The sequence below is a fragment of the Pseudomonas sp. LjRoot277 genome, assembly GCF_964253845.1.
Classification (GTDB): Bacteria; Pseudomonadota; Gammaproteobacteria; order Pseudomonadales; family Pseudomonadaceae; genus Aquipseudomonas.
Window position 1 is genome coordinate 3,721,926 of record NZ_CAXURI020000001.1, and the last position, 14,527, is coordinate 3,736,452.

Sequence of the window (14,527 nt, forward strand, 5' to 3'; positions counted from 1 at the left end):
CCTCGTGGCGAGTTTTCTCGCCACCGAGGGCTCGCTCGCCCTCAAAAAAAACCAGAGCCAAGAACTGTCCCCCCTTTGCAGGAGCACCTATGACCAGTCCGAAGAAAGCCGCGCCAGAACCTCAGGTCGAGGCCTCGCGAATCCGTGAAGGCTTGCCCTTCCCGCTGGGCGCGACCTGGGATGGCCTGGGGGTCAACTTCGCCTTGTTTTCCGCCAACGCCACGAAGGTCGAGCTGTGCATTTTCGATGATGCCGGCGAGGTCGAACTGGAACGCATCGAACTGCCGGAATACACCGACGAGATCTACCACGGCTACCTGCCCGACGCGCATCCTGGGATGATCTACGGCTACCGTGTCTATGGCCCGTACGACCCGGCGAACGGTCATCGCTTCAACCACAACAAACTGCTGATCGACCCCTACGCCAAACAACTGGTCGGCCAGTTGAAATGGTCAGAAGCCCTGTTCGGCTACACCATCGGCCACCCCGAGGCCGACCTCAGTTTCGATAAACGCGACAGCGCGCCGTTCGTGCCCAAGTGCAAGGTGATCGACCCGGCCCACACCTGGGGACACGACCATCGGGTCAGCGTGCCGTGGGACAAGACCATCATTTATGAGACTCACGTGCGTGGTTTCAGCATGCGTCACCCCTCCGTCCCCGATAACGTGCGCGGCACCTTCGCCGGGTTGATGGTCGATGACGTGCTTGAACACATCCGCAAGCTTGGGGTGTCGACGGTGGAATTGCTGCCGATTCATGCCTTCGTCAACGACCAGCATCTGTTGCACAAAGGCATGACCAATTACTGGGGCTACAACAGCCTCGCGTTCTTCGCCCCCGACCCGCGTTACCTGGCCAGCGGCAAGATCGCCGAGTTCAAGGAGATGGTTGCGCACCTGCACGAAGCCAATCTTGAAGTGATCCTCGACGTGGTCTACAACCACACCGCCGAGGGCAATGAACAAGGCCCGACCCTGTCCATGCGCGGCATCGACAACGCCTCCTACTACCGTTTGATGCCCGACGACAAGCGCTTCTACATCAACGATTCCGGCACCGGCAACACCCTGGACCTGAGTCACCCGTGCGTGCTGCAAATGGTCACCGACTCCCTGCGATACTGGGCCTCGGAAATGCACGTCGACGGTTTCCGCTTCGACCTGGCGACCATTCTCGGGCGTTACCACGATGGCTTCGACGAACGTCACAGCTTCCTGGTGGCCTGCCGTCAGGACCCGGTGCTGCGTCAGGTGAAGATGATTGCAGAAGCCTGGGATTGCGGCCCCGGTGGTTATCAGGTCGGTAACTTTCCGCCCGGCTGGGTCGAGTGGAATGACAAGTTCCGCGACACCGTGCGTGCGTTCTGGAAAGGCGACGACGGCCAACTGGCGGACTTCGCCAGTCGCATGACCGCCTCCGGCGAGATGTTCAATCAGCGTGGCCGGCGGCCGTATGCCTCGGTGAATTTCGTCACCGCCCACGACGGTTTCACCCTTAACGACCTGGTGTCGTACAACGACAAACACAACGAAGCCAACGACGAGAACAATCAGGACGGCAGCAACAACAACCTGTCCTGGAACCACGGCGTCGAAGGCCCGACCGACGATCCCGAGATCAATGCGCTGCGTCAGCGGCAGATGCGCAATTTCTTCGCCACGCTGCTGCTGTCCCAAGGCACGCCGATGCTGGTGGCTGGCGACGAATTCGCCCGCACCCAGGAAGGCAACAACAACGCCTATTGCCAGGACAGCGAGATCGGCTGGGTCAATTGGGACCTGAGCGAAGACGGCAAAGCCCTGCTCAAGTTCGTTAAACGCCTGATCAAGTTACGCCTGGCCTACCCGATCCTGCGTCGCGGTCGGTTCCTGGTGGGCAATTACAACGAGGACATTGGCGTCAAGGACGTCACCTGGCTGGCGCCGGATGGCAGCGAAATGTCCAACGAACAATGGGAGGAAGGCCATGGCCGCTGCCTCGGCATGCTGATGGATGGCCGCGCCCAGGAAACCGGTATTCGCCGCAAGGGCGCGGACGCCACCCTGCTGCTGGTGGTCAACGCGCATCACGACATCGTCAATTTCCTGCTTCCAGAAGTGCCTGACGGCGGTTTCTGGACCTGCATGATCGATACCAATCAACCGTCGATTCGGGGTCAGGAACGCTTCGAGTTCGGTCACGAATATTCGGTCACGGGCCGTTCGCTGCTGCTGTTCGAATTGCAGCGTGAGGAAGAAGAGTGAAATGAACCTTGAGGGATTCCAGCCCTAAAACGTAACGAATGGAACATCGAGGCGACGAATAGCGTGACATGAGCAATACTCTGCTCGCGGCAATCCAGGGTTTGGAGCGCCGCACATTGCTATCAACGTGAACAAGGACGTAGCCATGAAATCAGTCTCCATCAGTGAAAGCAGCCCGCCCGTACAAATCTGGAACAGCGCCCCGCAACTGGACAACATTCCTGTCATCAGCACTCAGACCCTGGTTCCTGCCGGCGCACGCGCTGTGTTGATTGCCCCCCATCCCGGCGATGAAGTCGTGACCTGCGGCGGCCTGCTGCAGCTGCTCAGCGCCCTGGGTCATCCCCTGCAATTGATCTCGATTACCGACGGCAGCGCCAGCCATCCGGGCTCGCAACAATGGTCGGAGAAACGCTTGAGCGTGTTCCGCCCCCAGGAAAGCCTAGAAGCCTTGCGCCGGCTCGGATTGCCGATGCACAGCCTCAAATGGATTCGTGGCGGCTTCACCGACAACGCCCTGGCCGAACGGGAATTTCAGATGACTCAATTCATTGCCCGTTATTTACGTCCCGGGGATGTGGTGTTCAGCACCTGGCGCGAGGATGGCATTGTCGACCATGACGCCGTTGGTCGGGCCAGCGCCAAGGCTGCAGCAATGGTCGGGGCGGCGTTCAACGAAATACCGGTCTGGGCCTGGCACTGGCCAACGCGTGATCGAGGGCTCATCCCTTGGCATCGCGCGCGCAAGGTGCGCCTGGACACCTGGACCGTCGCGCGCAAAAGCCACGCCACCCACGCCTATGCCAGCCAGCTCGACGGCGAACCGGCCATCGGCCTCGCCCCGCTGCTGCCCCCGGTGCTTCTGGAGCGGATACGGTTGCCCTACGAAATTGTATTCGTCTGACGTAGCGCTGGTAGCAGCCCGTAGCAGCCCGTAGCAGCTGTCGAGCCTGCGAGGCTGCGTTCGGCTGCGAAGCAGCCGTCTATCCAGAGCATGGAGTTTGCCTGACACACCGCGTTGCCGGGTTTTACGACTGCTTCGCAGCCGAACGCAGCCTCGCAGGCTCGACAGCTGCTACAGGCTGCTACATTTTGGTGTGAGGGCTGCTTGCGACGAATCACTCTGAACTGCCCGCCACTGCATCAGTCGCATACATAACCAGTCCAGATTCAGAGGAGTGAACGTGACCAGTGATTCCAAGTGGCAGGCCGTCGAATCATCTCCATTGAACACGCCCCCGGCGATTCATCGACTGAGAGTGCTGACGGTCAACACCCACAAGGGTTTTACCGCACTCAACCGACGTTTCATTCTCCCGGAACTGCGTGAAGCGGTACGCAGTACGTCGGCGGACCTGGTGTTCCTGCAGGAAGTCGTCGGTGAACACGACCGCCATTCCACTCGCTACAACGATTGGCCGCTGACCTCACAGTACGAGTTCCTGGCCGACAGCATGTGGAGCGACTTCGCCTACGGCCGTAACGCGGTCTACCCCAACGGTCACCACGGCAACGCCCTGTTATCGAAATACCCGATCCGCGAACATCGCAACCTCGACGTCTCGATCACCGGCCCCGAACGCCGCGGCCTGCTGCATTGCGTTCTGGATGTACCGGGCCACACTGAAGTTCACGCGATCTGCGTGCACTTGAGTCTGCTGGAAAGCCATCGCCAGTTGCAGCTCCAGCTACTCTGCCAACTGCTCGAATCGTTACCCGACGATGCGCCGGTAATCATCGCCGGCGACTTCAACGACTGGCAGCTGCAAGGCAACACCGCCCTCGCCCGTCGTGACTACCTGCATGAAGCCTTCGAACGCCACCACGGTCGCCCGGCGAAAACCTATCCGGCGCGCTTCCCGCTGCTGCGCCTGGACCGTATTTATCTGCGCAATGCCAGCAGTCATGAGCCGCGAATACTGGGGCACAAGCCCTGGACGCATTTGTCGGACCACTTGCCGTTGGCGGTGGAAGTGCACCTGTAGCGGTTCAACCACGAGCCGAAACGAATGTTCGGTTTCAGCCTCATTATTGACAGTAACAAACAGCGAGAATCAGTCAGCCACTGCTTGAACAGAGGCGGCCAGAAGACCGACTGTCGGCTGACTAACGCCTCTGATTCGCGGGTTTCGCGATGATTTTTCGTACAAACAAGAACTTAGATAAACGCCAAAAAACAATTAGTTGCATCGACCAAATTAGCCATACCGCTCATCGTTCATTTTCTTGACGCAGTGGCATCGGTCTTCTTAGCTACACATTACTACCCCCGGAAATACACCAGGGGCAAACCCCAAGACACCCGCAAAATCGGGCGGCCAGCGGCTTGCCCCACTACATTCGGTCGCCCCTCATTCGGGGTAGGAGAGACGCCAGAGCGAGATTCGGCATGCGATTGCAAGGTAGACCTCCATGAAAACTTCATTCACCCCACAAGAGATCAAAGTCACTTTTTGTGCTGTCTCGAGTTCACTCCTTCTGTGCTCGTCCATGGAGGTACAGGCAGGGCCGGCAGAGGATGCAACCACGCCTTGGTACCGTCAGGATGTTCCGCTCATGACCTTACCCGCCGTCACTTTCACCACCCCCGGCCACTTCAGCACTGCCTCGGATACACGAAGTTCACACCTGACCATCGAGGACGCTGCGCCTTCGGCTTGGGATCAGATGTATGGACAGGCTTCGCGGCAGGCGCAAACCGATGTTCTGGCTCAGGGGTTTGCTATCCCTGGCAGTAGCGAATTCAAAGGTCCGGCGATCCTGACTCTGCAAAGCGGTAGCGGTCATACCCAGCGGGTCGGACTGGTCGGCGGAATGACTCAGTTACAAGGCGACAGCAACGGGCTGCTGACCGGTCGCGCCCTTGCTGACCCCAGCCACGACACCCTCAACCTCGAAGGCCAGAGCCTCGGCGCTTACTGGAGCCTGACCGGGCCCCAGGGCTGGCACGTGGACTTGACGGCCAGCGGCGGCCGGGTCAACGGCTTTAGCCGCAATGACCAGGGCGCCCGACAAGTGACCGAGGGCAGCGCGGTGACGCTGTCGGTAGAAGGTGGTTTTCCCATTGGTCTGAGCGATAACTGGGTAGTTGAACCCCAGGCGCAATTAATCAATCAACGCATTACCCTGGACACCCCGTATGCAGGCTCAGGCAATGCCTCGTCCAGCGATCTGACGTCCTGGAGCGGCCGGGTCGGTGCACGGTTGAAAGGTAGTTACGACATCAACGGCATGGGGGTCGAACCCTATGTGCGAACCAACGTGTGGCACACGGTGTACACCAGCGATACCGTGAACCTCGATCAGGTCGAGAAGATCAGCAGCAGCCGCTATTCATCGACCGTCGAAGTGGGTTTGGGCTTGGTTGCCAGAGTGACACCCGCCGTGAGTTTTTACGTCAGCGCCGACTACAGCAGCAGTGTGGATGAAAATGATTTGAACGGGTTGATTGGGAGTTTGGGTGTGCGGATGCGGTGGTGAGTGTTTCAGTTCAAGAAATTGATTGTTCGGGCTGGCCCCTTCGCGAGCAAGCCCGCTCCCACATTGGTTTTGTGTACGACATCAATCCAAATGTGGGAGCGGCGGTGCGACGATTCGACTTGCTCGCGAAAGGAGCGACTCGGTGTTAGATCAACCCTCCGGACGCAGCATCAACACCGCCAGCGGCGGCAGGTTCAATACCAACGAGAGTGCCTGGCCATGGCTCGGCTCTTCCTCGGAAAATGCCCCGCCGCTGTTGCCATAGTTCGAACCGGCGTAAGTGGCCGCATCGCTGTTGATCACCTCGGTCCAGCGCCCTTCAAACGGTACGCCGATGCGATAACCCTCACGCGGCACCGGCGTGAAGTTAGCCACCACCAACACCGGCCGACCCTCCCTGCTCCAGCGCATGAAGGCGTAGACGCTGTTGATTGCATCATCACCAATCAACCACTGGAAGCCTTGCGGCGCGTCGTCCTGATCATGCAGCGCCGGCTCTTCGCGATACAGCCGATTGAGATCGCCGACGAGTTTCTGCACACCTTTGTGTTCCGAGTACTGCAGCAAGTACCAGTCGAGTTGCTGATCGTGGTTCCACTCACGCCACTGACCAAACTCGCAGCCCATGAACAACAGCTTCTTGCCCGGATGTGCCCACATGAAACTGAGATAGGCGCGCAGGTTGGCGAATTTCTGCCAGCGATCGCCGGGCATCTTGTCGATCAGCGAGTGCTTGCCGTGTACCACTTCATCGTGGGAGATCGGCAGGATAAAGCGCTCGGACCAGGCATACACCAGGCCGAAACTCAGTTCGTTGTGATGATGAGCGCGGTACACCGGGTCCTGCTGGATGTAATGCAGCGAATCGTGCATCCAGCCCATGTTCCACTTGTAGTCGAAGCCCAGCCCGCCCTGTTGCGTGCCCTGACTGACACCCGGCCATGCGGTGGACTCTTCGGCAATCACCAGCGCGCCGGGGGCTTCGAGATCGATCACGTCGTTGAGATGGCGCAGGAAGTCGATGGCTTCGAGGTTTTCCCGACCACCGTGACGGTTTGGCACCCATTCGCCGGCCTTGCGCGAGTAATCGCGATACAGCATCGAAGCCACGGCATCGACCCGCAGGCCGTCGACGTGGAAATGTTTGAGCCAGTGCAGCGCCGAGGCCAGCATGTAGCCATGCACTTCGGTGCGACCCAGGTTGTAGATCAGCGTGTCCCAGTCCTGATGGAAGCCTTCCTGCGGGTTGCCGTATTCGTACAGCGCGGTGCCATCGAATTGCGCCAGGCCGTGAATATCGGTCGGGAAATGTGCCGGCACCCAATCGAGGATCACGCCGATATCAGCCTGGTGGCAGGCATTGACGAACGCGGCGAAGTCATCCGGCGACCCGTAGCGGGCGCTCGGGGCGAATTGCGACAGCAGCTGATAGCCCCAGGAGCCACCGAACGGGTGTTCCATGATCGGCATCAGCTCGATGTGGGTAAAACCCAGATCCTTCACGTAAGGAATCAGCCGCTCGGCCAACTCATGCCAGGTGTACAGGCGCGCAACTTCTCCCAAATCGTCCAACTCACATTGCCAGGACCCGGCATGCAATTCGTAGATCGACAGCGGCGCACTCACCCGATGACGGTCGCCCCGCGATTGCATCCACTCCTGATCCTGCCAATCGATGTTCAGCGGCGAAGCGACTTTTGACGCGGTATCCGGCGGCAGCGAGGTGGCCAGCGCCATCGGGTCGGCCTTGAGCGGCAGAATGCCGTGGGTGCCGAGGATTTCGTACTTGTACGTTTCCCCCGCTTGCATGCGCGGGACGAAGATTTCCCATACACCGGTCGGATGACGCAGGCGCATCGGGTGCCGGCGACCGTCCCAGTTGTTGAAGTCACCCACCACCGACACCCTTTTGGCGTTCGGTGCCCACACGGCGAAACGCACGCCATCGACACCGTCGACCGTTTTCAGCTGCGCGCCCAGGCAAGCGCTGAGATCGCGGTGATTGCCTTCGGCGAACAGGTACAAGTCCATCTCGCCGAGCAACGGACCAAAGCTGTAAGGGTCTTCGGAAACCTGTTCGCCGCCGGCCCACCGGGTCCGCAGCAGATAAGGCTGCGCCCGATCGAAGTGCCCGACGAACAGGCCCGGTGTCTGGGTGGCCTCAAGGTTGCCGAGTTCCTCCCCGGAGTCCTTGGCCAGTACCTGCACGCTCAAGGCGTCCGGCAAATAGGCCCGAATGAATTGCCCACCATGACCATCGCCGTGGGGGCCAAGAATTGCAAAGGGGTCGTGATGTTCGGCGCGTACCAATGCGTCCATGTCCCGCGATCTGGGCAGCAACGCTTCTTTAGCGTGACCCTGTTCCTTGTTCGAGAAACTCATGACTACTCTCCACCAAGATCGGAAAAGGGTTTAAGCCCACTCAATAACCCATACAAACCGTGCAACGGCACGGGCAACCATGTGGGGCGATTTTCTGCCTCATAGGCTACTTCATACGCTGCCTTCTCCAGGCCGAACAACGCCAATGCGGCGTCCTCGCCTTCCGGATCTTGCCATGCATGAGCAAGACTAGCTGCCGCCAGCCGATAAGCGTCGACAAATGCTTGTCTTGCTTCATTTAAATAGCGATCAGCGACACGTTGACGAGCGGCTCGGGCATCGGCCGTGTTATCGACGTTGTGTACGTAAATCGCCATCGCCGCAGCGTAGTCAAAAGAACGCAATACGCCACTGACATCTTTGTACGGGCTGTGTTTGCCCCGTCGTTCGTGCAGAGGCCGCGCCGGCTCGCCTTCGAAGTCGATCAAGTAGGCGTCGCCCTTGATCACCAGCACCTGGCCCAGGTGCAAGTCGCCGTGGACGCGAATGCGCAGACCACCAACGGCTTTTTTACCCAGCTCCTGAACATGACTGAGGATGGCTTTTTTGTTGTCCAGTAAACGAGTGACCAAGGCTTTGTCTGCCGGGTTCAATTCGCTTTGATGCTGTTTGAGCAACTTCAGCGCGTATTCCAATTGCGCCGCCACGTCCTTGGCGCAGGCCAGGGCATCTTTCTGGGTGGTGATCTTCGGGGTGAAGTCCGGGTTGTCGCTGGGCGCCGCCAGCACCTGATGCATTTCGCCCAGACGCTGACCGAGCATGCCGGCGAAGTCTCTCAGTTCGCCCAAGGCGTTGTAGTGTTGCTCCTGCTCGGACATGGCATCGGCCAGCTCGTCGCGCAGTGCCCGTTCGAGGTTGTTCTGGGTCCATTCCCAGGCGTCGCCCTGATTGCTCAAATAGCCTTGGGCAATCATCAACAGACTTTCCTCACCCGCCGGATCACGGCGAACCACCGAACCCAGCAGCGGCGAGATATTGCGGAAACCGGCGTGAGTCAGGAACGCGCTCATTTCCAGTTCCGGGTGCACGCCAGACGCGACCTTGCGGATCAGTTTGAGCACCAGGCTGTTGCCGATCACCACCGAACTGTTGGACTGTTCGGCGGACAGGTAACGCACTTCCGATTCCCCGGTCAGCCCGAGTTTCGCCAGTTCCCATGTCGGCTCAAAGCAGATATCGCCCGCACTGGATGGCAATACGGTATTACTTTGCATGCCCTGCAATACCGCATGCACAAAGGTGTCGAGGCTGAAGGCATCGGTGATCAAGCCGACCTGACGCACGCGCCGGACCCGAGACAAGGCCAGTTGCTGAGGCAACGCGGCACCGACCTGATCTTCAGAGATAAAACCGAACGGCAACTGATAGCGACTGGTCTGGCCGCCACTGGTGACGTCGATTTCACTCAACAGCACGGGGTGCAGCGGATCGCCAAAGCGCACGCCGTAAGCGATGTTGACCTGTTCGATGGCCCCGTCCTTGCCGGCGAACCAGCGGCGATTCTGTAGCCAGCTCGGCAAGATCCCCTGCTCCAGCGTGCCGCGGGAGGGCGCTTCGAGCAGTTCTTCCATGCGTTTTTTCAGCACCAGCGTGGTGAAGTCCGGCAGGCTTTGCGCCGGTTCCACGTGCCAGCTCGGCATCTGGTTTTCCGCCGCCAGGACGAACCAATAGAAGCCGTAAGGCGCCAGGGTCAGCAGGAAATTCAACTGACCAATAGGCGGGAAGGCGTTACCGCCGAGCATCTCCACCGGCACCATGCCGACGTAGGCCGACAGGTCCAGTTCCGCTGCTTGCGCGCTACGGGACACGTTGGCCACGCACAAGATGATTTCGTGCTTGCCGTCCGGCCCGGTGAATTCCCGGGTGTAGGCCAGAATCCGCCGGTTAGTCGGCGAGAGCATTTTCAGCGTGCCGCGACCGAAGGCCTTGGATTGCTTACGCACGGCGAGCATGCGCCGGGTCCAGTTCAGCAGCGAATGTGGGTCGCCGGCCTGGGTTTCAACGTTGACCGACAGGTAACCGTATTGCGGGTCCATGATCGGCGGCAGCACCAGGCTGGCAGGGTCGGCGCGGGAGAAACCGCCGTTACGGTCAATCGACCACTGCATCGGCGTGCGCACACCGTCACGGTCTCCGAGGTAGATGTTGTCGCCCATGCCGATTTCATCGCCGTAATACAGGGTCGGCGTGCCGGGCATCGACAGCAGCAAACTGTTGAGCAGTTCCACGCGACGACGATCGCGCTCCATTAACGGCGCCAAGCGGCGGCGAATCCCCAGGTTTATCCGCGCCCGACGGTCGGCCGCGTAGTAATTCCACAGGTAATCGCGTTCCTTGTCGGTGACCATTTCCAGGGTCAGCTCATCGTGGTTGCGCAGGAAAATCGCCCACTGACAGTTGGCCGGGATCTCCGGGGTCTGACGCAGAATGTCGGTGATCGGGAAACGGTCTTCCTGGGCCAGCGCCATGTACATGCGCGGCATCAGCGGGAAGTGGAACGCCATGTGGCATTCGTCGCCGTTCAGGCCTTTGGCATCGGTGTCACCGAAGTACAGCTGGGTGTCTTCCGGCCATTGGTTGGCCTCGGCCAGCAGCATGCGGTCCGGATAATTGGCGTCGATTTCGGCACGGATCTGCTTGAGGACGTCGTGGGTCTCGGGCAGGTTTTCGTTGTTGGTGCCGTCGCGTTCGATCAGGTACGGAATCGCGTCCAGACGCAGACCGTCGATACCCATGTCCAGCCAGTAGCGCATCACCGACAGCACGGCTTTCATGACTTGCGGGGTATCGAAATTCAGGTCTGGCTGATGGGAATAGAAGCGATGCCAGAAGTATTGGCCGGCCACCGGGTCCCAGGTCCAGTTGGATTTTTCGGTGTCGAGAAAGATGATGCGGGTGCCGTCGTATTTTTGATCGTCATCAGACCAGACGTAAAAGTCCCGCGCCGCCGAACCGGGCTTGGCCTTGCGCGCACGCTGGAACCAGGCGTGCTGGTCAGAGGTGTGGTTGATGACCAGTTCAGTAATCACCCGCAGGCCACGTTTGTGGGCTTCAGAGATGAACCGCTTGGCGTCGGCCATGGTGCCGTAGTCGGAATGCACGCCACGGTATTCGGCAATGTCGTAGCCGTCATCGCGCCGTGGCGAGGGATAGAACGGCAATAGCCAGATGGTGTTGACGCCCAGATCGGCAATGTAATCGAGTTTGGCGATAAGACCGGGAAAGTCGCCGATCCCGTCATTGTTGGAGTCGAAAAAAGACTTAACGTGAACCTGGTAGATCACTGCATCCTTGTACCAGAGCGGGTCCTTGATAAAGGTGGCTGCCTTGGGTTTCTTCGCCATTTGAAACTCCTGTTGAATTCAGTGAAGCCCTTGAGCCGAACGCCTACCTGTGGCGAGGGAGCTTGCTCCCGCTCGGCTGCGAAGCAGTCGCAAAACCTGTGAATCAGGTGTACCTGAAGAAACAGGGCCGCTACGCGCCTCAGCGGGAGCAAGCTCCCTCGCCACAGGGAAGCGCGGTGTCTTCAAGAGGTTGTGATCCGCCAGATCCCGAACGGTTGATGCGCCGGGTCGATCCGCATGAATTGGTATTTGCCGTGCCAGGTCCAGCGATGACCGCTCATCAAGTCTTCGCCCTGGGTGCTGGCGTCGTCGGGCAAGCCCATTTCCCACAGCGGCAGTTCGAAATTCGCTTCCTGGACGTTATGCGGATCAAGGCTCACCGCCACCAGAATGAAATTGCTGCCATCGGCGCTGCGTTTGCCGAAATACAGAATGTTGTCGTTCCAGGCGTTGTAGACCTTCAGACCCAGATGCGTCTGCAGCGCCGGGTTCTGCCGGCGGATGCGGTTGAGCTGGGCGATCTCGGCAATGATGTTGCCCGGCGCGTTGAAGTCCCGTGGGCGGATTTCGTATTTCTCGGAATTGAGGTATTCCTCCTTGCCCGGCACCGGTGCCGCTTCGCACAGTTCGAAGCCTGAATACATGCCCCACAGACCGGAGCCCATGGTCGCCAGCGCGGCGCGGATCAGAAATCCGGCACGCCCCGACTCATGCAAAAACGCCGGGTTGATGTCGGGCGTGTTAACGAAGAAGTTCGGCCGGAAGCATTCGCTCCACGGCGATTCGTTGAGTTCGGTGAAGTAAGTGGCCAGCTCGGACTTGTTGTTGCGCCAGGTGAAGTAGGTGTAGCTCTGGGAGTAACCGACCTTGCCCAACCGCGCCATCATCGCCGGGGTGGTGAACGCTTCGGCCAGGAAGATCACCTCGGGGTACAGCGCCCGCACATCAGCGATCAGCCACTGCCAGAACGGCAGCGGTTTGGTGTGAGGGTTGTCGACGCGAAACAGCTTCACGCCCTCCTCGACCCAACCCACCACGACGTCGCGCAACTCGACCCACAGACTCGGAATCGCATCGGTGGCATAGAAATCGACGTTGACGATGTCCTGGTATTTCTTCGGCGGGTTCTCGGCGTATTTGATCGTGCCGTCCGGCCGCCAGTTGAACCAGCCCGGATGCTGCTGCAGCCACGGGTGGTCCTGGGAACACTGAATCGCGAAGTCGAGGGCGATTTCCAGTCCATGGTCAGCGGCGGCCGCGACAAGTCGACGGAAGTCTTCGCGCGTGCCCAGCTCCGCATGAATGGCTTCATGCCCGCCCTCTTCGCTGCCGATGGCATACGGACTGCCCGGATCGTCCGGCCCGGCGGTCAGGGAGTTGTTCGGGCCCTTGCGGTAACTGCGGCCGATCGGGTGGATCGGTGGGAAGTACAGCACATCGAAGCCCATGTCCTGGATCATCGGCAGTCGCGAATGCACATCCTTGAAGGTGCCATGACGGGCCGGATCGTCAGTGATCGAACGCGGAAACAATTCATACCAACTGGCGAACTGCGCCAGGTCCCGTTCGACGTCGAGTGGGTATTCGGGGCTGATGCTCAAATAGGCACGATGATCGGCTTGCGTCATCAGCTCGGCGCTACGCTGGTGCAGAAACAGCTCGACCTGCTCGATTTCGAGCAGACCCGACAATTCATGGTGCAGCGCCGCCAGTTGCTCGCTTAGCTGTCCTTCCGTGCGTTCGGCGGCTTGCTGGACTTGAGTCCGCCCTTCCTGCAGTTCCAGGCTGATCGGCACTCTGGCTGCGTGTTTTTTCTCCAGGTCATAACAGAAGCTGGCGAACTGATCGATCCAGGCTTCGATGCAAAACACATAACGGCCCTGGCGCGCGACCCGGAACTGACCCTGCCAACCGTTATTGCCCAGGTCGGCCATGACTTCGCTTTGCCAGGTTTCCTCACCCTCGGCGTGCCAGCGCACTCGCACGGCCAATTTGTCGTGACCGTCGGCAAACACTTTGCTGGTCACCACCACGTCCTGACTCACCACGGCTTTGACGGCGAACTGCCCGCCATCGAGGGTCGGCATGGTGTTTTCGATGGCGATGCGCGGTAGCAGTAAAGCCTGCGACAGCGGCATATGAGGGTTGTAGTTCAGCTCTGTGGGTTTTTCAGCAGTCATCGAGCATCTCTCCTTTACGCCCCATGGACGCTCTTGTGTCTGTGGCTTGTAACAGGATAGCCATCCCGCAGGATCGTCCGCCCCGGAATGAACTCACTTAGGTTCCGAGCGACAGGCGCCGGTAAAAGTTCACGAGAAATTGCCTGGGCCTTCGGCGGAGTCAATTCCTTTACACAGTGGTCAACACACTTAAGCACGACTTACGCCATGTGCCACTGGAGGCTGAAGTTATGAGCATTCCGATCCCTGCCGAAACACCTGATCCAAACATCGACAGCCCGACCATTCCGCCGACCGAGCCTGAACCTGTGCCTGAGCAAGACCCGCCCGGAACTACCCCGCCACCGCGCGAAGACCCGCCGAGTACCATGCCGCCGGTGGTTGTCACACCTACGGCGGATCGCGTTCAAGCATTTTCACGATCTTGGGCATCACACTGAGAATCGCCAACGCCAGCAACGTACTGAGTACCGCCGTCGCTTCTCGCCCCAACCCGGCCGAGACGCCAATGGCGGCGGTCATCCACAACCCGGCAGCGGTGGTCAGGCCTTTGACGTGCCCCTCGTCGCCCTCGTTGTTTTTCAGAATAGTCCCCGCGCCAAGAAAGCCGATCCCCGCGATCACACCCTGCACCACCCGGCTCATGGCATCGGCCTGTGAGCCGGACATTTGCGGCACCAGCACGAACAGCGCGGCGCCGAGGGCTACCAGCATGTGGGTGCGCACCCCGGCGGCCTTGCCCTTGTGCTCGCGTTCGAAGCCGAGAATCCCGCCCAACACTGCTGCCATCAGCAAACGCACGGTAATGCGCGTCAGTTGTGAAGCGTCGCCAATGTCGGCGAACTCCGCTTGCAGGGTCACCCAAACCTCATGCCACCAGGCGTTCATGGTG

At 59.7% G+C, this 14,527-nt stretch carries 9 protein-coding genes; 5 read left to right on the forward strand and 4 right to left on the reverse strand.

Features of this window, described 5'->3' with window-relative positions; all coding sequences use genetic code 11:
• Positions 1-89 precede the first annotated feature (89 nt).
• From glgX to ACSQ87_RS17575, 4 genes are all read left to right on the forward strand, one after another.
• A complete protein-coding gene (glgX, locus tag ACSQ87_RS17560; protein WP_223430365.1) occupies positions 90-2,249 on the forward strand; it encodes a glycogen debranching protein GlgX in 2,160 nt (719 codons plus the stop codon).
• 145 nt (positions 2,250-2,394) lie between these two features.
• Positions 2,395-3,153, forward strand: coding sequence for a PIG-L deacetylase family protein (locus ACSQ87_RS17565; protein ID WP_223430364.1), 759 nt, complete (start codon positions 2,395-2,397; stop codon positions 3,151-3,153).
• A gap of 280 nt (positions 3,154-3,433) precedes the next feature.
• Entirely contained in the window at positions 3,434-4,234 is an 801-nt protein-coding gene (locus tag ACSQ87_RS17570; protein WP_436273932.1) for an endonuclease/exonuclease/phosphatase family protein, read from the forward strand.
• 427 nt (positions 4,235-4,661) lie between these two features.
• Positions 4,662-5,729: an autotransporter domain-containing protein gene (locus tag ACSQ87_RS17575; protein WP_223430362.1), complete on the forward strand. Its 1,068-nt coding sequence runs from the start codon at positions 4,662-4,664 to the stop codon at positions 5,727-5,729.
• Positions 5,730-5,879: 150 nt separating this feature from the next.
• Here the strand turns inward: ACSQ87_RS17575 and glgB are convergent, their stop codons facing one another.
• From glgB to ACSQ87_RS17590, 3 genes are all read right to left on the reverse strand, one after another.
• Positions 5,880-8,111, reverse strand: coding sequence for a 1,4-alpha-glucan branching protein GlgB (gene glgB, locus ACSQ87_RS17580; protein ID WP_436273933.1), 2,232 nt, complete (start codon positions 8,109-8,111; stop codon positions 5,880-5,882).
• 2 nt (positions 8,112-8,113) lie between these two features.
• Entirely contained in the window at positions 8,114-11,455 is a 3,342-nt protein-coding gene (treS, locus tag ACSQ87_RS17585) for a maltose alpha-D-glucosyltransferase (protein ID WP_436273934.1), read from the reverse strand.
• Between the two features lie 182 nt (positions 11,456-11,637).
• Positions 11,638-13,635: an alpha-1,4-glucan--maltose-1-phosphate maltosyltransferase gene (locus ACSQ87_RS17590; RefSeq protein ID WP_436273935.1), complete on the reverse strand. Its 1,998-nt coding sequence runs from the start codon at positions 13,633-13,635 to the stop codon at positions 11,638-11,640.
• A gap of 230 nt (positions 13,636-13,865) precedes the next feature.
• On the opposite strand from ACSQ87_RS17590, the gene ACSQ87_RS17595 reads away from it, so the two are divergent.
• The gene (locus ACSQ87_RS17595; protein ID WP_436273936.1) at positions 13,866-14,075 is read left to right on the forward strand and encodes a hypothetical protein; all 210 of its coding nucleotides are present in this window, start codon (positions 13,866-13,868) and stop codon (positions 14,073-14,075) included.
• Here ACSQ87_RS17595 and ACSQ87_RS17600 read toward each other — a convergent pair.
• Positions 14,026-14,523: an MgtC/SapB family protein gene (locus ACSQ87_RS17600; protein WP_223430357.1), complete on the reverse strand. Its 498-nt coding sequence runs from the start codon at positions 14,521-14,523 to the stop codon at positions 14,026-14,028. The genes ACSQ87_RS17595 and ACSQ87_RS17600 overlap by 50 nt on opposite strands.
• Positions 14,524-14,527: the final 4 nt, after the last annotated feature.

Bases quoted from the DNA above. Each gene is read 5' to 3' on its own strand.
- glgX (WP_223430365.1), top strand. From the start codon at position 90: ATGACCAGTCCGAAGAAAGCCGCGCCAGAACCTCAGGTCGAGGCCTCG.
- ACSQ87_RS17565 (WP_223430364.1), top strand. From the start codon at position 2,395: ATGAAATCAGTCTCCATCAGTGAAAGCAGCCCGCCCGTACAAATCTGG.
- ACSQ87_RS17575 (WP_223430362.1), top strand. From the start codon at position 4,662: ATGAAAACTTCATTCACCCCACAAGAGATCAAAGTCACTTTTTGTGCT.
- glgB (WP_436273933.1), bottom strand. From the start codon at position 8,111: ATGAGTTTCTCGAACAAGGAACAGGGTCACGCTAAAGAAGCGTTGCTG.
- treS (WP_436273934.1), bottom strand. From the start codon at position 11,455: ATGGCGAAGAAACCCAAGGCAGCCACCTTTATCAAGGACCCGCTCTGG.
- ACSQ87_RS17590 (WP_436273935.1), bottom strand. From the start codon at position 13,635: ATGACTGCTGAAAAACCCACAGAGCTGAACTACAACCCTCATATGCCG.
- ACSQ87_RS17595 (WP_436273936.1), top strand. From the start codon at position 13,866: ATGAGCATTCCGATCCCTGCCGAAACACCTGATCCAAACATCGACAGC.
- ACSQ87_RS17600 (WP_223430357.1), bottom strand. From the start codon at position 14,523: ATGAACGCCTGGTGGCATGAGGTTTGGGTGACCCTGCAAGCGGAGTTC.